This is a genomic window from Pseudomonadota bacterium, from assembly GCA_023229365.1.
Taxonomy (GTDB): Bacteria; Myxococcota_A; Polyangia; order JAAYKL01; family JAAYKL01; genus JALNZK01.
Genome location: JALNZK010000013.1, coordinates 34,385 through 52,318, shown reverse-complemented (window position 1 = coordinate 52,318; position 17,934 = coordinate 34,385). Strand labels below are relative to the sequence as shown.

Sequence of the window (17,934 nt, the reverse complement as noted above, 5' to 3'; positions counted from 1 at the left end):
ATGAGCGCGAGAACAGAATGCTCTTCGGCGTCGCAGGCCCGCGTCCTTGCCGTCCTTGCCGTCCTTTTTGTCCTTGTCTCTGCTTGCTCCAAGGACCCGAAGGACAACAGCGACGACAACGACGCCGGTGGCACCGACACCGACTCTGATTCAGACACCGATACCGATACCGATACCGACACCGACTCAGACACCGATACGGACACGGATACCGATACGGATACGGATACCGATACGGACACGGACACCGATACGGACACCGCTGCGTACCAGTGGCACACATTTTTTGGGGCGAGCGGCTTCGACGCCGGTCTCTCATTGGCGATGGACGGCAGCGGAAACATCTACGTGACCGGCACCTCTTCTGTTTCCTGGGATGGTCCTTCGGGAGAGAGCCCGCTGCACGCGCATTCCGGGCAACTGGACAGTTACGTTCTCGAATTGGATTCGAGCGGCGCATATCAATGGCACGCGTTCTACGGGGCCAGCGGCGATGACAAAGGTCTCTCACTCGCAGTGAACGGCGGCGAAAACGTTTATGTGTCTGGCTGCTCCTCTGCTTCCTGGGATGGACCTGCGGGGCAGCCTCCGTTGCACGAGCATTCCGGAGATCAGGACGTTTTTGTCCTCGCGCTCGACATCTGACCGAACCGACCGTTTCGCCAGATCCAGCGGATCGGACGCGCGCCGAAACCGGCGGCGCGACAGCGCGACAGCGCGACAGCGCGGCAGCCCCGTCGTCCCGCCTCGCGACCGACAGCCGCCGCTTTCTTCACATGGCGACCTCCCCGAGCGCGTGATATTCTTCCGTTGCCGCTCGGAGCGGCGAATGAGAGAGCAAGCGCCATGCCCGAGATATCGCGCTTCTATGGCATCGTGATCGCCATGTACTTCCGCGACCATGAGCCCGCGCATTTTCATGCGCTCTACGGCGACTACGAGATCACCGTCGCGATCGGAGACGGGACGATCGAGGGTCGCTTCCCGAAGCGTGCGCTCGCTCTCGTTGTCGAGTGGTACGAACGGCACCATGCCGAGCTCAAGGAGAACTGGCGGCGAGTGCTGGAGAAGAGGCCGCTCGAGCCGATCGACGGGCTCGAGTAGGGGAAAGGGAGGAAGGCCAAATGATCCCGCGCATCGTCGAAGCCGAGCACCGAACCGGGCACAAGGTGTACATCCGGTTCGCGCACGGTCCTGCCGGAGTGATCGATCTCGCCGACGAGCTCGACGGCCCGGTGTTCGCGCCGCTGGCGGATCCGAAGGTGTTCGCGACGCTCGCCCTGAGCCCGGACACGCGCACGGTCGTCTGGCCGAACGGCGCGGACTTCGCGCCGGAGTTCCTGCTAGACCGGCTCGAGGCGACCGACAAAGCCCCGATGAAGCGAGGAGCGACCGCGAAGAAGCGAGCTCGCAGCGGGGCGGACGTCCGCCGGTAGCTTTTCCCTCCCTGTCGTCCCGCCTCTCCGATTGTGATATGAACACCTCGCCATGGATCCGAAGAAGCTGAGAGATCTCCTGGACGGCGTGCAGCGGGGCGAGACTTCGGTCGAAGACGCCGTGGAGGCGCTCGCGAAGCTGCCGTTCGCGGACATCGGCGGCGCGGTCGTCGATCACCACCGCGCGATCCGCACGGGCTTCCCCGAGGTGGTCCTCGGCGAGCCGAAGAGCGCGGCGCAGATCGCCCTCATCGCGGCCGAGCTCGCGAAGACCGGCGGCAACGTGCTCGTCACCCGCGTGGACGCGGACAAGGCCGCGGCCGTGATCGCGGCGCTGCCCGCCATGCGCTACGCCGAGGAGGCGCGCTGCCTCGTGCTCGAGCGGCAGGAGGTGCAGGTGCGCGGCGCCGGGCCCGTCGCGATCGTCACCGCCGGCACGGCGGACTCCCCGGTCGCCGAGGAGGCCGCGCTCGTGGCGCGCCTCGCCGGGAACGAGGTCGTGCGCATCAACGACGTCGGCGTGGCCGGCGTCCACCGCCTGCTCCACAGGCTCGACGACCTGCGGCGCGCGACGGTGATCGTCGTGGTCGCCGGCATGGAGGGCGCGCTGCCGTCCGTGATCGCGGGGCTCGTCGCGGCGCCCGTGATCGCCGTGCCGACCTCGATAGGCTACGGCGCGAGCTTCGGCGGCGTGACCGCGCTCCTCGGCATGCTGAGCAGCTGCTCGGCCGGGGTCACGGTCGTGAACATCGACAACGGCTTCGGCGCGGGCTACGCCGCGTCGCTCGTCAACCGGGTCGGCGGGAGGGCGCGATGACGGCGCGCGTCGTCTACCTCGACTGCTCGTCCGGGCTGTCCGGCGACATGATCGTCTCGGCGCTGATCGATCTCGGCGTCCCGCTCGACGTCGTCTCGGGCGCGGTCGCGAGGCTGCCGCTCGAGGGCTGCGCGATTCGAGTCGAGCGCGAGACCCGCCGGTCGATGGTCGTCTCGCGGTTCTTCGTCGACGTCGCCGAGGGCCATCAGCCGCACCGCCACTACGCCGACATCCGCGACATGATCGCCGGCTCCTCGATCGGGCCGGGCGCGCGCGAGCTCGCGCTGCGGATCTTCCGCCGGCGCGCCGAGGCGGAGGCGAAGATCCACGGCGAGGCGGTCGACGACGTCCACTTCCACGAGGTCGGCGCGGTCGACTCGATCGTCGACATCGTGGGCGCCGCGGCCGCGTTCGATCACCTAGGCGCCGAGGTCGTGTGCGGCCCGGTGCCGCTCGGCTGCGGCTTCGTCGAGACGCGCCACGGCGTTTTGCCGCTGCCCGCGCCCGCGACCCTCGAGATCCTGCGGGGCGTCCCGGTCGAGGGCACCGACGTCGAGGCCGAGCTCACGACGCCGACCGGGGCCGCGATCGTGCGGAGCGTCGCCGCCCGCTTCGGCCGGGTCCCGAAGATGATCCCGGTACGGATCGGCCTCGGCGCCGGCGCGCGGTGTCACGAGGGGCGCCCCGGCGTGCTGCGCGCGATCCTCGGGGAGGCGACGGCGGCGCTCGCGGACGATCCCGACTCCTGCGCGGTCATCGAGGCGAACATCGACGACGTCACCGGCGAGATCGCCGGGCACGCGATCGAGCGGATCCTCGCCGAGGGGGCGCTCGACGCGTGGATCACGCCGATCCACATGAAGAAGGGGCGGCCGGCGATGGCGCTGGGCGCGCTCGTGCGGGCGGCCGATCTCGAGAGGATCGGCGCCCTCGTGCTCGCGGAGACGCCGACCATCGGGCTGCGCCACCACGCCGTCGGGCGGATCGAGATGCGGCGCGAGATCCGCGAGGTCGAGACGCCGTTCGGGAAGGTGCGGGTGAAGATGGCGCGCGGACCCTACGGCAGCGCGAACGCGGCGCCGGAGTTCGAGGACTGCAAGCGCGTGGCGCTGGAGCGCGGCGTGCCGCTCAAGCGCGTGATGGCCGCGGCGGCGGGCCTCGCGGAGGCGGAGCTTCGCCGCGACGACGCAGGAGGCGAACCGTGCGGGAGGAAGTGACCGCGGGCGGCGCCGGCGACCTGCCGATCGGCGTGTTCGACTCGGGGCTCGGCGGGCTGACCGTCGTACGCGCGATCCGCGAGCGGCTGCCCCACGAGCGGATCGTCTACCTCGGCGACAGCGCTCGCGTCCCGTACGGCACGCGCTCGTCGGAGACCATCGAGCGGTATGCATGGAACTGCTCCAGGTTTCTCGTGGCGCGCGGGCTCAAGATGCTGGTCATCGCCTGCAACACGGCGACCGCGCTCGCGCTGCCGTCGCTGCGGCAGCGGATCGAGGTGCCGGTGCTCGGCGTCATCAAGGCCGGCGCGCGCGCCGCCGCGACCGCGACCAGGAACAGGAGGGTCGGCGTCATCGGGACCGCCGGCACGGTCGGGTCGGGCGCCTACCCCCGGGAGATCGACTCGCGGGCGCCGGGGTGCCGCGTCTTCCAGAACGCCGCCCCGCTGCTCGTCCCGCTCGCCGAGGAGGGGTGGCTCGAGGGGGAGGTGCCGCGGCTCGCGGTGAGGCGCTACGTGACGCCGCTCGTGCGCGAGGGGATCGACGTCCTCCTCCTCGGGTGCACGCACTACCCGCTGCTCGCCGGGACGATCCGCGGGGAGCTCGACGCCCTGGGCAGCCCGGCGGCGATCGTCGACTCGGCCAACGCGATGGCCTCGGACGTCGCCATCGAGCTCGCGCGGCGCGGCGCGGAGCGCGGCGCGGGCGAGGGGACGCTCGAGTGCTTCGTCACCGACCTGCCGGCGAGCTTCGCCGAGGTCGCGGGCAGGTTCCTCGGGGGCGAGGTGGGCAGCGTCGAGAAGGTAGATATCTCCTGATCGCGGGTCCGGCCTACTCGAGGTAGGCCGTCGTCCGGATCAGCGCCTTGACGCGCGCGCGCGCCGCCGGGGTCGGATCGATGAACCGGATGCCCATTCCGGGCTCGACACCCGGCTTCGCCTCGATCGTCCAGACCACCTCGCCGTCGACGCGGATAGGCTCCGGGGCGGCGGGGTCGGCGAAGCTGAGCTCGATCCGGGTCCCGCGGGCGAGCGGCGTCGGCGTGGCGAGGAAGATGCCCATCTCAGAGAGGTTGCTCGACCGCGAGAACAGGTAGGTGTCGCCGAACCTATAGTTCACGTCCACGCGGATGGCGTGGCGAGGCTGCCTCCGCTTCTCGGCGTACGACCTGGTGTCGTCCTCTCCCATGCGCCCCTCACTCGAGCCGGATCTTGCCGAGCGGCACCGAGCTCTCCGCCGCGGTCGGGTCCCCGATCACTTTCAGCCGGGTGTCGCCATGAAACAAGCCCATTCTGATCGTGTACGAGCCCTTCTTCTGGTAGCCCGGGATCTGCCCCTTGAAGACGTCGCGGATGTAGTCGCCCTCTTTCCAGTACTGCGTCGGGTAGGCGCCGCCGACCGGCGTGTGATCGCCGTTGATGCGCGGGCCCGCGCCGTCGATGTGCACGAAGAAGCTGTAGCTCTGCGGGATCGCGGCCGTGCACCTCCAGTACGTGGTCAGCGTGAAGTCGGCCCCCTGCTGGAGGGCGTCCTTCCCCGCCTTCGACGCGACCTCCCACCCGAGGAGCCGCAGCTTGCCCTCGAAGTCGACCTCGCGCACGTTGCGCGGCGCCGTCGGGAACGGCTCCGACCGCACGTGCTCCGCGATCGGGTTCACGTTGCGCTCCTTCGCCGCGGGCAGGCTCGTCGCGAGGAGGAGGCGGGAGCTCGACGCGTCGAGCACGAAGACGTGCTCCCCGCGCGCGGCGCGATATTCGCTGTCGAGGCGCGGCAGCTCCTGGGGCGGCACCAGCGCGAAGACGCGCGCCGGGCGCGATAGCCACGCGAGGAGCTCGTCGGCCCGGGACAGCACCTCGGCGCCCGGCACCGGCGTCGACGATCCGTACACCGCGAGCGGCTCGCCCTTCTTCGCGAACCTGTCGTACGACTCGAGCACGTGCTTGGGCGAGAAGTGCACCGAGAGGCTCGGCACCATGTTGAGCGCCACGTAGCCGCCGAACGCCGCCGCGGCGACGGTCGCGAGGAGGCGGACGCGGGCGCCGCGCAGCCCGGTGTCGGCGCCGCGGAGGAAGCCGGCGGCGGCGACGAGGAGGACGAACGGCGCCGCGGCGATCGCCGCGTGGACGGCCGGCTTGAAGGGCTCCGGAGCCTTGAGCGCGAACCCGTAGCCCGAGAGGATCGCGGCGGGCTCCTGCGCGAAGTCGCGCAACATGACGCCGACGGCCGCCAGGACGACCACCGCGGCGAAGCGGCGGCGCGAGCCTGTGCGCTCGAGATCCTCGAGGACGAGCGCCGCGCCGAGGGCCACCGGCACGACGAGGAACAGCGGCGCCGATCCGTGCCGGGACCGGAAGAAGATCTGCGCCGTCGCTCCTATCGCGATGCCGGCGACGGCGAGGATCCGGATCGCACGGCGCCGCGGGTCCTCCTCGGCCGCGTCGTCCGTCGGGAGGAACAGGAGCGGCAAGAGGGCGCTCCAGGGGAACCACCCGTACGCGAGCTGTCCGACGGTGGCGGCGCAGTCGATCGAGGCGGGCTTCGCGGCGAGGCCGGCGGTGAGCAGCGGCGCATCCCAGCCCCTCGCAACCGCGAACGCGAACGCCGCGGCCCCGGCGGCCGAGAGCGCGACGGTCGCGATCAGCATCGCACGTCGGCGCGCGGCGGAGGGGCTCGCGTCTCCGGCGCCCGCGAGCGCCACGAAGATCGTCGCGGCGGGGACGGCGACCCCCATGAGCGTCCCGCCGCACCACGTCGCGACGAAGAGACCCACGAGCGCCGCGATCGCGCCCGCCGCGATCGCGCGTCGACCGTCGCCGAACGCCAGCAGCGCGAGGCCGGCGAACGCGAGCGTCTCCCCGAGGAGCAGCGGGGCGGCGCCCGTGACCTGGCGGCCGTGGAGCAGGAACAGCGGCGCGCCGACGAAGGTGATCGCCGCGAGGAACGCGACACGGCGTCCCGCCAGGGAGAGCGCCGCGAGGCCGAGCACGGCGACCGCGAGCAGGGCGAGCGCCGCGGAGGGCAGCCGCGCCCCGCTCTCCTCGTGCCCGTCCCAGCCCGCGCCGAGGCGCGCCAACGCGTCGCCTATCGACGGCATCCCTGGGCCGGCCGCCTTCCCCGCCTGCAGGCGCGCGGTCTCGTGCGGCTCCCACAGCCCGAACTCCCCGAGCCCCACCGACAGGAGCAGTGCCGCGATCACGAGCGGCGCGAGAACCGAAGCGGCGGCGGCGATGCGGGGACGGTTGTCGAGCGGTGTCATGCGGGAATTCCATTCAGTTTTTCGGTACCTTACACAATCATCAGCGGTATTGGCAAGGCCGACGGCCCGCGGTATATTCTGCACTCATTCTTCCGATTGAGTCAGCGCGGCTGCGCCCAAGGAGGACGAGGATGAAAGTCGATCAGGGGAAGATGGTAACGCTGGAGTACACGATCACCACGGAGAAGGGTGAGATGATCGAATCGTCCGCCGGCCGCGGCGCGCCGCTCGCGTTCTTGTACGGGAAGAGCGGCGTCATCCCGGGGCTCGACGAGGAGATCGCGGGGATGGAAGAGGGCGAGGAGAAGGAGTTCGACCTCCCGCCGGAGAAGGCGTTCGGCACCGTCGAGTCGGGGCCGGTCATCGACATCCCCAGAAACCGGCTCCCCGCGGACGCGAAGGTCGCCGTGGGGTCGATGTTCGAGGCGGATCTCGCGGGCAACAGCCAGACTATCAACATGGTCGTGCTCGAGGATCGGATCGAGGCCATCAAGGTGCGCGTGATCCACCCGCTCGCCGGCAAGACGATCCACGTCAAGGCGAAGATCCTCAGCGTCCGCGACGCGCGTCCCGAAGAGCTCGGCAACTGATCGGGCTCTCCCCTACATGTCCTCTTCGACGCCGAGCACCTCGCTGCCGGCGTCGGGCACCTTCTCGAGCGGACCGGACGGGGCGGCGATCTTCACGCGATCGAGCATCGCGCTCCTCTCGCGGATCACCGCGGCGAGTTGGGCCGCGTGCTTGGGGGGCGCGGGGCGGCCCGGGCGGACCTTGTACTTCAGCGGATCGATGAACTTGCCGTTCTTCTTCAGGCCGAAGTGGAGGTGCGGGCCCGTGGAGCGGCCCGTGTTGCCGACGAAGCCGATCGTCTGGCGCGCGCGGACAGGCGCCCCCTGCCTGAGCCCCGCCGCGAAGCGTGAGAGGTGGGCGTAGTACGACGACAGGCCGTCGCCGTGCTGGATCGACACGAGGTTCCCGTTGGCGCCGGCGTGCGCGGCCAAGGAGACGACCCCGTCGGCGCACGCCCACACCGGCGTGCCCGAGGGGGCGGCGAAGTCGACGCCGTTGTGCATCTTCTTCTGCTTGAGCACCGGGTGGAAGCGGACGCCGAACGGCGAGGAGATCCGCGTGTAGTGGAGCGGGATCCGGATCTCGGACCGCGGCACCGAGATCCCCTTGGCGTCGTAGTAGGTCGCGTCGTCGTCGCCGGCCCGGAAGCGGAAGAACCGCCGCACCCCGGACTTCACGCCCGAGTACTCCATGGCGAGCACCGGGCCGTAGCCGAGGAACGTGCCCTTCAGGCTCTCTTCCTCGATGATGATGCGGAAGGTGTCGCCCGGCCGCTGCTCCTTGTAGAAGTCCACCTGCGTCGACAGCACGTCGACGACGCTGCCGGTCAGCGACGGGAACGCGCCGAGCTCCTCGAGCGCGGCGTACAGCGACCTGGAGATCGTCCCGCCGAAGGTCCGGATCCGCTTCTCGGTGGGCACCTTCACGGCGCGGGCCCTGTAGCCGTCCCCGGTCCTGTCCACGACGTAGATGTCGGTCAGGGAAGCCTCATAGCGAAATTTAATCGGATGGCGCGTCTTCTTGTCGATGGAGAGCTCGAACTTCTGCCCGGGCTTGGCGCGGCGGAAGTCGAAGATCCCGCTCATCGCGTTGATGACGAGCTGCGCGTCCACGGCGGAGAGGCCGAGCGACGTGAGGCTCTTGATCACGGCGACGCCGGTCCTGACCTCGCCCCGCAGGATCCGGGTGTCGGCGGTCTCGGTCACGCCGCTCTCCTTTGCGACCGCCGCCGCGGGCCCCGCCGCGCCGCCGTCCCCGCCGCCGGCTTCGTACCCCTTGGCGTCGAAATACCCTCCGGATTTCGAGGAGTTCGGTTCAGTGTCGACGGTGCCGGCCCCGCCGTCCGGAGTCGTTATCCCCAGCCACTCGGCCGTGGACTGCAGACCGATGGTGTCGCCTTTTGAACCTGTTTCATGACCCGATGTCACCGCGAAGAATCCGGCGGCGCACCCCAAGACCGCGGCGAGCAGGGCGCCGGAGGCGAAGACCGCGCGCCTCTGGGCGGCCGAGCGGCTTCGCGCGCTCAAGGGAACCGGATCCGGGGCAGGGGTGAGCGGCTCCTCGGGCGGCTCCTCGGGCGTCTTTCCGGTGCCGGGCATCTCGCGAGTCAAGTAGCACGGGCAGGGGTGGAAATGTAGGCAAAAAGCTAGCGCCGCGGGGCGTTGGCGTGGCACAGGGCGATCGCCAGGGCGTCGGCCTCGTCCTCGGCCGGGAGCCCCGGCATCTTCAGGATCGCCTGCACGACGCGCTGCACCTGGCCCTTGGCCGCGCGCCCGCCCCCGACGATGGAGCGCTTGACGAGCGCCGGCGGGTACGACGCCACGCGGAGGCCGCGGCGCCGGAGGGCGAGCACGATGACGCCGCGCGCGTGACCGAGCTTCAGCGCGGACAGGGCGTTCTTGGAGAAGAACAGGCTCTCGACCGCCGCCTCGTCGGGACCGTGCTCGGTCAGGATCCGGTCGACGGCGGCCTCGAGCGGCACGAGCCGGTCCTCCACCTCGAGGGAGTCGTCGAGGAAGATCGTCCCGGAGGCGAGCCGCGTGATCCGGTTCCCGTCGCGCCGCACGACGCCCCAGCCGGTGCGGATCGTTCCGGGGTCGACCCCGATGACGATCATGCGGAGAAGCTCTCCATGATCTCGTCGGAGATGTCGAAGTTCGCGTAGAGGTGCTGGACGTCGTCGTGATCCTCGAGCGCCGTGTAGAGCTTGAGCATCGTCTCGGCGGGCTTGCCCTCGAGCTTCACCGTCAGCTGCGGCCTGCGCGTCAGCTCCGCGCTCTCGGTCGCGATCTTGGCCGCCTCGAGCGCCTTGAAGACGGCGAAGAAGCTCTCGACCGGGGTGATGACCTCGAAGACGGTCTCCTCCTCGAGGATGTCCTGCGCGCCGGCCTCGAGCGCGATCTCCATGAGCTGCTCCTCGGTCGCCTTGGACTTGTCGATCTCGATCAGCCCCACGCGATCGAACATCCTCGTCGCGCAGCCCGAAGGGCCGAGGTTGCCGTTGTACCGGGTGAAGAGGTGCCGGATGTCCGCGACCGTGCGGTTGCGGTTGTCGGTCATCACCTCGAGGACGACCGCGACGCCCTCGGGGCCGTAGCCTTCGTACACGATCTCCTCATAGATGACGCCCTCGAGCTCGCCGGTGCCCTTCTTGATCGCGCGGTCGATGTTGTCGGCCGGCATGTTGTTGGCCTTGCCCTCGTCGATCGCCTTGCGCAGGCGGGGGTTGCCGCCCGGGTCGCCGCCGCCGATGCGCGCGGCGGTCGTGATCTCCTTGATGACCTTCGTGAAGACCTTGCCGCGCTTGGCGTCCGCGGCACCCTTCTTGTGCTTGATCGTGCTCCATTTGCTATGGCCCGACATCTTCTCTCCTCGGCGTCCGCTTCAGCGAAACGCGGCGCGGTTTTCTTTTCGGCGTGAAATCATAGCGGTACGCGGGTTCGCCGGTCAATCGTGATATAGTTCCGCAGGGGTTCGAAGACCGTCGCGACGTCCGAAACGGGAATAGGGGGTGCGACATGAAACCGACATGGGCGGCCTTCCTCCTGCTGGTGCTCGCGCTCGGAGATGGGGCGTGCTCGGGAGGGGACGGCACGGCCGGGGCCGACACGGACAGCGACGCCGACACGGACAGCGACGCCGACACGGACAGCGACGCCGACACGGACAGCGACGCCGACACGGACGCGGACTCCGATTCGGACACGGACGCGGACACGGACGGTGACACGGATTGCGGCGGCGTCGACGAGGCCTGCTGCGGCGGGGAGTGCGGCTCAGACGAGCTCGTCTGCGTGGACGACGAGATCTGCGCGGCGCTTGCCGACCTCGCGTACTGCGTCGATCAGGGCTATCCGGAGGCGGTCTGCTCGTACGCGAGCGAGGGGCTCGGCTACTGCAACACGGGGCCGCTCCTGGACATGGGGCTCGACAACGCCTGCGTGGGGGAGGGCGACTTCGGCGGCCTCTGCTGCCCGGACGAGCTCGGCGGCGACGGGTTCGGCTACGGTGCGGGCGGCGGCTCGGTCTGCGGCGCGGTCGACATGGCGGAGCTCGATCCCGCCGAGACGATCGAGGAGAAGATCGCCTCCGGCGTCGGCGCCTGCATCTTCGACGGGTTGGACTACTTCTGCGAGATCCCCTGCGCGTGGGTCTCGCCGTGCCCCGAGGGCCACACGGCGACGCCGTACGTCATCGACATCGAGAACATCGTCGTCGTCTGCCTCCCGGACGGGGACTGACCGCCGCCCGGCGGCCCCGGCTCAGTCCAGCGGGCGGACGAGGAGGCCGGAGCGGAGCTTCGGCTCGAACCACGTGGACTTGGGCGGCATGATCTGCCCCGCGTCCGCGATCGCCATGAGCTGCTCCATCGAAGTCGCGAACATCGAGAACGCCACGGCCGCGCCTTGCGTGACGCGCCGCTCGAGCTCCTCCGGCCCTCGGATGCCGCCCACGAAGTCGATCCGCTTGTCGCGCCTGGGATCGCCGATGCCGAGGATCGGCGCGAGCAGGTTGGCCTGCAGGATCGACACGTCGAGGCTCTCGACCGGGTTCCTCGCGTCGAACGTCCCGGACTTGGCGGTGAGCCTGTACCACTTGCCGCCGAGGAACATGCCGAACTCGGTCGCCTTTGCCGGGCGCTTGTCCTTCGTCTCGGCGACGTCGAACTTCTCGCGCACCCTGTCGAGGAACGCGGCCTCGGTCAGGCCGTTGAGGTCGTTCACGACGCGGTTGTAGTCCATGATGTAGAGCTGATCGTGCGGGAACATCACGGCGAGGAAGTACGCGTACTCCTCGTCGCCCGTGTGGCACGGGTTGGCGGCGCGCCTCTTGGCGCCGATCGCGACGCCCGAGGCGCAGCGGTGGTGCCCGTCCGCGATGTACAGGCACGGGAGCGCGGCGAACGCGGCGGTGAACGCGTCGATCCGCTGCCTCTCGCGGATCGCCCAGACGACGTGGCGGATGCCGTCCGGCGAGACGAAGTCGTAGAGCGGCGCCTGCGCGCGCTCCGCGTCCACCATGGCGTCGATCGACCTCGTCGCGCGGTACGTGAGGAACACCGGCCCGGCGTTGGCGTCGAGCGTCTCCACGTGGCGCGTGCGGTCCTTCTCCTTGTCGGCGCGGGTGAGCTCGTGCTTCTTGATGAGGTTCTTCTCGTACTCCTCCGAGCACGCCCCGGCGACGAGCCCGACCTGCACGTGGTTGCGGTCGCCCAACCGCATCTCCTGCTGGTAGAGGTAGAGGCTCGGCGACTCGTCCCGGATCATGACGCCCTGCGCGACGAGGCGCCGCATGTTCTCGGCCGCCTTCGCGTACACCGCGTCCGTGTACAGATCGATTTTCGGGTCGTCGAGGTCGATCTCGGGCTTCGTGACGTGGAGGAAGCTCACCGGGTTGTCCGCGGCCATGACCCGCGCCTCGTCCGAGCTCAGCACGTCGTACGGCGGGCTCGCGACGGCGTTCGCCTTCTCGGGGAGGGGGCGGAGCGCGCGGAACGGCTTGATCTTCGACATGGTTCTCTCCTTCTCGAGCCTCGACGGGATTTCCTTGCTCCGCCGAGTGGAGTTTCTGTACATTGGGGCCGCGGTCGCGCACGCGGCGCGGCCGGAACATGGTTGCCATCGCGAGGCGCAAAAGCAATGACAAAACGCACCTGGAAGATGTCGCTCGCGGCCGCCGTCGCCGCCCTGTCGTTCGCCGCGGGGTGCGAGACGGCCGAGGACGCGCAGCTCGTGATCCGGAACGACCTCGGTTTCGACGTCGCCGAGCTGTCGCTCGAAGGAACGGACGACACCGGCGATCTGCTCGACGGCGCGACGATCCCGAAGGACGCGGAGGGCGTGGTCCTCGAGAACAAGGTCATGCCGGGCAAGTATACCTGGCACGTCGTCTACATCAACGCGCCCAAGCAGAGCGACGACGGTTCCGAGGAGTTCGAGCTCTTCCCGGGCCAGAACCACCTCGTCCTGTCGATTCTCCCGACGCTCTAGTTCCCCGCGGCCCCTTCGTCCTCGAACGGCGACCGCTTGAGGAACCCGACGCGGATCCCCCAGCCGATCGTGTCGTACTCTCCGAACGCGAGCAGCCCCTTCCCGTTGCCGTGGCTCGCGGCCGCGAAGAGCATGAGGTCGGCGGCCTCGCCCGGGATGATGACGCCGAGGAGCCCGCGCACCATGGTGTTGTCCGGGATCTGGCGCCGCGCGTCGACCGGCCCGACGTACCGGCCGAACAGCCGTTCGGCGAAGAACGAGAGGAACGGGTGGAGCAGGCGGTGCGCGCGCCACCGCAGCACGAGGTCCGCGCCCGGGCCGGCGGAGTAGGCGTAGTCGGGGCTCGAAGGGAGGAACGCCTTGACCTGGAAGCGCAGCTCGAGGTCGACAGGGCCGATCGCCTTGCGAACCGCGAAGTCCGGCATGACGAAGTCGCCGACATTCGGCACCTCCGGATAGAGTGGCGGCCCCCCCGAACGCGTGCCCGTGTAGTGCTCGCTCTCGTGGCGGAAGGAGACCGAAAACTCGAGCTGGCCGCGCGGCCCGACCAGCCGCTCGCCGATCTCGCCGAGGGAGAGCGCGAGCGAGTACCCGAGCACGCCGCGCCACAGGTACGTACCGCTCGGCACGCTCATGAAGTTCGCAGGAGCCGGGTCCCGCGTCTCGACCTCGATGAGCCCGAACATGCCGACCCGCAGCTCGAGCCCCGCGAACCGGAACCCGAGGAACGCGAAGTCGCAGCCCGTGCCGAGCGCGACGCGCGGCAGCACCTGGTAGGAGAGCGCGCCGACGTTGCGCGACGCGGAGGTCGAGTGGGAGATGACGCGGGCGTCGCCCGGCATGACGGTGACGGGATCGGGAGCTTCCTTCCCGGCGGCGTCGCAGGCGAAAGGGATCGCCGTAAGGATCGCGGTCATCGCGGCGGCGCGCACAGCTCCCCGGATCATGACGCCAGCATAGACGGAGCGCGCTCGGGCGGCAACGGAGAGGCTCGCGGTGGTTGGGTGTTGACGCCGCGGCTCGGCACCTGTCATGGAAGATCGATCGGAGGGAGATCGCGTTGTCGTTCTTCGAGCTCGCCGCCATCGCACTGGCCCTCGCCGTCGACGCGTTCTCGATAGGCGTCGCGGTGGGGCTCACGCGCAGGACCAGGCGCGAGCGGTTCCGGCTGTCGTTCCACTTCGGATTGTTCCAGGCGCTCATGCCGCTCATAGGCGCGCTCGCGGGCTGCGCGCTCGAGCGGTGGATATCGCGATGGGACCACTGGGTGGCGTTCGCGCTCCTCGCCGTGATCGGCGGGCGCATGATCTGGAACGCGGCGCGCGGTGGCGGGGGAAGGGAGTCGGCGGGAGATCCGACGCGGGGCCTTAGGCTTGTCGGTCTGTCGCTGGCGGTGAGCATCGACGCGCTCGCCGTGGGCTTCACGCTCGGCATCGCAAAGGTCTCGATCCCGTTCGCCGTCTCGCTGATCGGCGTGACCGCCGCCGCGCTCACGCTCGTCGGCATGGTGATCGCGGGCGGCTTCGCCTCGCGTCTCGGGCGGCGCGCGGAGATCGTCGCCGGCGGCGTCCTCGTCGTCATCGGCGTCAAGATCGTCCTCGAGCACACGGGTGTTCTCTGATGAAAAGGGGTGCGGGAGAGGGGATGGACGGCATGCCCGCGCGGCTCTCGCGGACGACCTCCGGCCGCCTGCTCGACAGGATCCTCGACACGCCGGATCTGCCCGACGCGGTGCGGCGCCTCTCGCCCGCCTCGCTCGGGGCGCTGATCGAGCGGATCGGGCTCGAGGACTCGGGTGAGCTCGTGGCGATGGCCACGGTCGAGCAGCTCGAGCGGATCTTCGACGAGGATCTGTGGCGGAACGAGCGGCCCGGCGAGGAGGAGCGCTTCGACGCCGAGCGCTTCGCCCTGTGGCTCGAGATCCTGCTCGAGGCCGGGGACGAGCCCGTCGCGCGGCGCCTCGCCGAGCTGCCCGAGGAGCTCGTGACCCTCGCCCTGCACAGGCAGGTGCTCGTCCTCGACATGGACGCGCTCGTCTCCGAGATGACGGGGAGCTGCGATCGCGACGACGTCGACCGCATCGACAAGGCGCTGTCCGGCTGCCTGAGCGAGGAGCTCGATCAGTACAGGATCGTGTCTCGCCGCCACGACGGCTGGGACGCCGTGCTCTCTGCCATCCTCGCGCTCGATCGGGATCAACACGACACCCTCGCGCGCGTGCTCGAGAGGTGCGCGGCGATGAGCGCCGAGCACATCGAGGAGAGCGGCGGCCTCTACGAGGTGCTCACGTCCGAGGAGATGCTCGAGGGGGACGTCGCCGCGGAGCGCGAGGATCGCAGGGCGGCGCAGGGCCACGTCGCGCCGTCCGCGGCCGCGGCGTTCCTGAAGCTCGCACGGACCGCGCCGCCGGATCTCCGGGCGGATCGCGATCCGCTGACGCGGGCGTACTTCCGCGAGCTCGCGCGGGCGCCGGCGGGAGAGGGAGCCGGTCCGGCCCCGGCCGCTGCCGCGGCGCCGAGCGATCTCGTGGAGCTGCTCCGGAGCGAGGGCGTGCTGCGCGCCGGGGACGCGGGGCCGCTCCTCGAGGCCTCGCCGAGGGCGCGGACGGAGCCGCTGTTCGTCCGCGCGCTGCGCCGCCTCGCCGAGACCGAGCCGGCGGCGTTCGCCGAGAGGAGCGAGGAGCTCGCGTACCTCGCCAACGTCCTCGCCGCCGGGATCGCCTCGCGGCGCGGGAGGCTGCGCCCCGTCGAGGCGCTCGAGGCCGCGATCGCGGCGGTCGATCTCGGGCTTGGGATCTCGCTCGGGCGCGCGTCGGCGGAGGCGAAAGGCGGCGATCCCGTGAAGCACGCCGCGGCGGCGCTCCTCGGCCTTCGGGCCGATACGCTGTTCCGGCTCGCGTGGCACAAGCTGCACGCGGATATCAAAGGGCCCACGGGGAAGGTCGACGTCGACGACGTGCTCGACGCGCTCGCGGCGCGGTGACAAGCCCGACGATCCCGTGCTACGAGGCGATCATGCCGCTCGGCTTCGAATCGACGAATCGCGGGGAGTTCGCGTTCGGCTTCTTCAACATCCGCTCGGACATGCTGCTGCTCGACAACCGCTTCTTCTTCGCGACCGACTTCTGCGCCTTCCTGATCGATCTCGCCGGGAACGCCGCGGACGAGATCGAGGCTGCGTTGAGCGCGTGGACCATCGATCGCCCGGAGGATGTGGGCGACCTGATGGGCGCCATCCACGGCCGCCGCTTCACGGGCTTCATCGGCGAGACCTACCGTCGCCACCCGTTTCCCGTCGCTCCGGAGGAGTTCCGACAGGCGCCCGAGGGGGACGCGACGCAGGCCGAGCTCGCCGGGATGATCGGGAGGTACGCGCGCCGGGGCGTCCTCTCGTTCGCGGCGAGTCGCGCCGCCGGCCGCGTCTCGATCGACGGCGTGGAGATGACGCACGAGGTGTTCCGCGAGCTCGTGCGCTACGTCTGGCGCGGCGGCTACCCGCGGTGGCGCGCCGAGGTGCGCCCACCGTACGTCGTCGCGATGAAGCGTTCGCTGGAAGGGAGCCCGAGCTTCCTGTTCGCCGGCATCGACTGGAACGCGTGATCAGGGGTAGGATGGGAAAATGACAAACACGAAGAAACAGGTGCTCCTTATAGTCCTTGCGGTCCTTTTCGTCCTCTTACCCGCCTGCTCCGAGGACAGCCGGAGCGGCGGCGACGCCGGCGCCGACACGGACACGGACGTGGATTCCGACACGGAAACGGACACCGACACGGACACGGATGCCGACACCGACACGGATGTCGACACCGACACGGATTCGGATACGGATTCGGACACCGATACGGACACCGACACGGACACCGACACGGACACGGACACGGACACGGACACCGACACCGACACGGATACCGATGCCGACTGCTCAGAGGTGTCCGAGTACTGCTGCAACGAGGACTGCCCGTGCGCGAGCCTCACCGCGAAGTGCGTCTACCCGCAGGGGATCGGGACCGACGGCGTCTGCAAGGAGCCGCCGGCGTCGGCCGGGCAGTGCTGGTCGTCCGGCGACTGCGACTTCGGGGAGCTGTGCCACGGCTTCAACGTCTGCCCGTGCGACTACGACTGCTACGTCGCCGACTCGCCCGGGACGTGCATCTCCGTGGGCGGCACCTGTTGCGATCCGGAAACGTGCGGCGAGGGCTACGAGTGCATGGAGCTCGGCGCCGACGACACCTGCCATGCGATCCCCGACTTCGCCGAGTGCTGGGACGACGCCGACTGCACGGGCGGCACGTGCGAGGGCGAGATGATCTGCAACTGCATGGTCGACTGCATGTCGAGCCCCGGCATCTGCGACATCTGAGAATGGCGCGAGCGATCCTGCTCTTTTCGATGGTGCTCGCAGCGTGCGGGCCGCGCGCCGTACAGGTCGGGACACCGGTCCCCGAGGGGATTGACGCCGAATTGGACGCTGGGCTTGCCGACGCTTCGCTCGTTGACACCGAAGTATCGGGGCGCGCCGAGCTGACGCCGGCGCCTGCCGTTCCGGCCATGACCTTCGCCGAGGCGCTGGCGTGGCTGCGCGCCGAGCTGCCGGAGGAGAGCGCCCGGCTGCGCCCTTTCGAGGAGGACGACGGCCTGCTCGATCGGCTGCTCGACTGGGCCCCGCCCGAGGGGACGATCGATGTGTATGATCGTTCTTGCCGCAAGCTCGAGCTCACGCGGAACGAGTCCTCGCTCGACGGGTCGATTCACCTGAAGACCGTCACTCGCGGCAGGACGAAGACCGTCTCGGGCGATTCGATCTCCTTCGCCGGCTACGTGACCGTCGTCTGCGGCTTCCAGAACGAGTACGAGCGGACCGCGAGCGGGTCGGGGTGGAGACCGAGTCGCACGACGGGCACTTCTTCCGCGCCATGGCCGGCGGCACCGCGGTCCGCCTGCCGCCCGCCGCGGAGCCCGTCGACTGCTCGATTCCGTGCCCACCGGACGAGCGGGGCGCGAGGTTGGAGAGGGTGAAGGCCGCGCTCGCGGATGTCGAGCTGCTTAAGACCGGGCTCGAGGAGCACCCGACGCTGTTTAGGACGCGCGCCGCCTGCCGGGCCTACTCCAAGAAGCACAAGATGACCTTTGAGGACCGCGCGCAGTGGTGA

22 protein-coding genes are annotated in these 17,934 nt (G+C 69.8%); 15 read left to right on the top strand and 7 right to left on the bottom strand.

The genetic code is table 11. The features are described 5' to 3' along the window. From M0R80_09530 to murI, 6 genes are all read left to right on the top strand, one after another. Positions 1-645 (top strand): SBBP repeat-containing protein, encoded by a 645-nt coding sequence (locus M0R80_09530; protein ID MCK9459864.1) that lies wholly within the window; start codon positions 1-3, stop codon positions 643-645. A gap of 201 nt (positions 646-846) precedes the next feature. Next, positions 847-1,104, top strand: coding sequence for a DUF4160 domain-containing protein (locus tag M0R80_09525; protein MCK9459863.1), 258 nt, complete (start codon positions 847-849; stop codon positions 1,102-1,104). A 20-nt stretch (positions 1,105-1,124) separates the two neighbouring features. After that, positions 1,125-1,436 (top strand): DUF2442 domain-containing protein, encoded by a 312-nt coding sequence (locus M0R80_09520; protein MCK9459862.1) that lies wholly within the window; start codon positions 1,125-1,127, stop codon positions 1,434-1,436. Between the two features lie 52 nt (positions 1,437-1,488). Then, positions 1,489-2,253 carry a nickel pincer cofactor biosynthesis protein LarB gene (larB, locus tag M0R80_09515; GenBank protein ID MCK9459861.1) on the top strand — a complete coding sequence of 255 codons (765 nt, stop codon included), beginning with the start codon at positions 1,489-1,491 and terminating at the stop codon, positions 2,251-2,253. Continuing rightward, positions 2,250-3,470 (top strand): nickel pincer cofactor biosynthesis protein LarC, encoded by a 1,221-nt coding sequence (gene larC / locus M0R80_09510; protein ID MCK9459860.1) that lies wholly within the window; start codon positions 2,250-2,252, stop codon positions 3,468-3,470. The genes larB and larC overlap by 4 nt, the downstream gene beginning before the upstream one ends. After that, the gene (gene murI / locus M0R80_09505) at positions 3,455-4,288 is read left to right on the top strand and encodes a glutamate racemase (protein ID MCK9459859.1); all 834 of its coding nucleotides are present in this window, start codon (positions 3,455-3,457) and stop codon (positions 4,286-4,288) included. Before larC ends, murI begins: the two co-directional genes overlap by 16 nt. A gap of 13 nt (positions 4,289-4,301) precedes the next feature. On the opposite strand, the gene M0R80_09500 is transcribed toward murI, so the two are convergent. Both M0R80_09500 and M0R80_09495 read right to left on the bottom strand, forming a co-directional pair. Continuing rightward, positions 4,302-4,658 (bottom strand): PilZ domain-containing protein, encoded by a 357-nt coding sequence (locus tag M0R80_09500; protein ID MCK9459858.1) that lies wholly within the window; start codon positions 4,656-4,658, stop codon positions 4,302-4,304. A 7-nt stretch (positions 4,659-4,665) separates the two neighbouring features. Beyond that, positions 4,666-6,726: a hypothetical protein gene (locus M0R80_09495; protein MCK9459857.1), complete on the bottom strand. Its 2,061-nt coding sequence runs from the start codon at positions 6,724-6,726 to the stop codon at positions 4,666-4,668. 131 nt (positions 6,727-6,857) lie between these two features. On the opposite strand from M0R80_09495, the gene M0R80_09490 reads away from it, so the two are divergent. Further along, positions 6,858-7,316 (top strand): FKBP-type peptidyl-prolyl cis-trans isomerase, encoded by a 459-nt coding sequence (locus tag M0R80_09490; protein ID MCK9459856.1) that lies wholly within the window; start codon positions 6,858-6,860, stop codon positions 7,314-7,316. A 12-nt stretch (positions 7,317-7,328) separates the two neighbouring features. Here the strand turns inward: M0R80_09490 and M0R80_09485 are convergent, their stop codons facing one another. Genes M0R80_09485 through M0R80_09475 form a run of 3 tightly spaced genes read right to left on the bottom strand, consistent with a single transcriptional unit; the run spans position 7,329 to position 10,158 of the window. Then, positions 7,329-8,894: a M23 family metallopeptidase gene (locus tag M0R80_09485; protein ID MCK9459855.1), complete on the bottom strand. Its 1,566-nt coding sequence runs from the start codon at positions 8,892-8,894 to the stop codon at positions 7,329-7,331. Positions 8,895-8,941: 47 nt separating this feature from the next. Beyond that, positions 8,942-9,412: a crossover junction endodeoxyribonuclease RuvC gene (gene ruvC / locus M0R80_09480; protein MCK9459854.1), complete on the bottom strand. Its 471-nt coding sequence runs from the start codon at positions 9,410-9,412 to the stop codon at positions 8,942-8,944. Then, positions 9,409-10,158, bottom strand: coding sequence for a YebC/PmpR family DNA-binding transcriptional regulator (locus tag M0R80_09475; GenBank protein MCK9459853.1), 750 nt, complete (start codon positions 10,156-10,158; stop codon positions 9,409-9,411). The genes ruvC and M0R80_09475 overlap by 4 nt, the downstream gene beginning before the upstream one ends. A gap of 155 nt (positions 10,159-10,313) precedes the next feature. Here M0R80_09475 and M0R80_09470 point away from each other — a divergent pair, with 155 nt between their 5' ends. Beyond that, positions 10,314-11,036 (top strand): hypothetical protein, encoded by a 723-nt coding sequence (locus M0R80_09470; protein MCK9459852.1) that lies wholly within the window; start codon positions 10,314-10,316, stop codon positions 11,034-11,036. A gap of 21 nt (positions 11,037-11,057) precedes the next feature. Here M0R80_09470 and M0R80_09465 read toward each other — a convergent pair whose 3' ends face one another. Continuing rightward, complete coding sequence (locus M0R80_09465; GenBank protein MCK9459851.1) at positions 11,058-12,308, bottom strand: DUF1015 family protein; 1,251 nt, start codon at positions 12,306-12,308, stop codon at positions 11,058-11,060. A gap of 126 nt (positions 12,309-12,434) precedes the next feature. Here M0R80_09465 and M0R80_09460 point away from each other — a divergent pair, with 126 nt between their 5' ends. After that, positions 12,435-12,785 (top strand): hypothetical protein, encoded by a 351-nt coding sequence (locus M0R80_09460; GenBank protein MCK9459850.1) that lies wholly within the window; start codon positions 12,435-12,437, stop codon positions 12,783-12,785. On the opposite strand, the gene M0R80_09455 is transcribed toward M0R80_09460, so the two are convergent. Beyond that, positions 12,782-13,732, bottom strand: a complete 951-nt coding sequence (locus tag M0R80_09455) for a hypothetical protein (protein MCK9459849.1) — start codon at positions 13,730-13,732, stop codon at positions 12,782-12,784. The two genes, M0R80_09460 and M0R80_09455, sit on opposite strands and share 4 nt — an antisense overlap. Positions 13,733-13,785: 53 nt before the next feature. Between M0R80_09455 and M0R80_09450 the strand changes: the two genes are divergently transcribed. The 6 genes from M0R80_09450 to M0R80_09425 are packed head-to-tail and all read left to right on the top strand — an operon-like array spanning position 13,786 to position 17,934. Then, a complete protein-coding gene (locus tag M0R80_09450; protein ID MCK9459848.1) occupies positions 13,786-14,406 on the top strand; it encodes a manganese efflux pump MntP family protein in 621 nt (206 codons plus the stop codon). Beyond that, positions 14,406-15,767 carry a DUF6178 family protein gene (locus tag M0R80_09445; GenBank protein ID MCK9459847.1) on the top strand — a complete coding sequence of 454 codons (1,362 nt, stop codon included), beginning with the start codon at positions 14,406-14,408 and terminating at the stop codon, positions 15,765-15,767. The genes M0R80_09450 and M0R80_09445 overlap by 1 nt, the downstream gene beginning before the upstream one ends. Further along, positions 15,764-16,384 (top strand): hypothetical protein, encoded by a 621-nt coding sequence (locus tag M0R80_09440; GenBank protein ID MCK9459846.1) that lies wholly within the window; start codon positions 15,764-15,766, stop codon positions 16,382-16,384. Before M0R80_09445 ends, M0R80_09440 begins: the two co-directional genes overlap by 4 nt. A 19-nt stretch (positions 16,385-16,403) precedes the next feature. Beyond that, a complete protein-coding gene (locus tag M0R80_09435) occupies positions 16,404-17,144 on the top strand; it encodes a hypothetical protein (protein MCK9459845.1) in 741 nt (246 codons plus the stop codon). Positions 17,145-17,146: 2 nt separating this feature from the next. Further along, the gene (locus M0R80_09430) at positions 17,147-17,800 is read left to right on the top strand and encodes a hypothetical protein (protein ID MCK9459844.1); all 654 of its coding nucleotides are present in this window, start codon (positions 17,147-17,149) and stop codon (positions 17,798-17,800) included. After that, entirely contained in the window at positions 17,788-17,934 is a 147-nt protein-coding gene (locus M0R80_09425) for a hypothetical protein (protein MCK9459843.1), read from the top strand. Before M0R80_09430 ends, M0R80_09425 begins: the two co-directional genes overlap by 13 nt.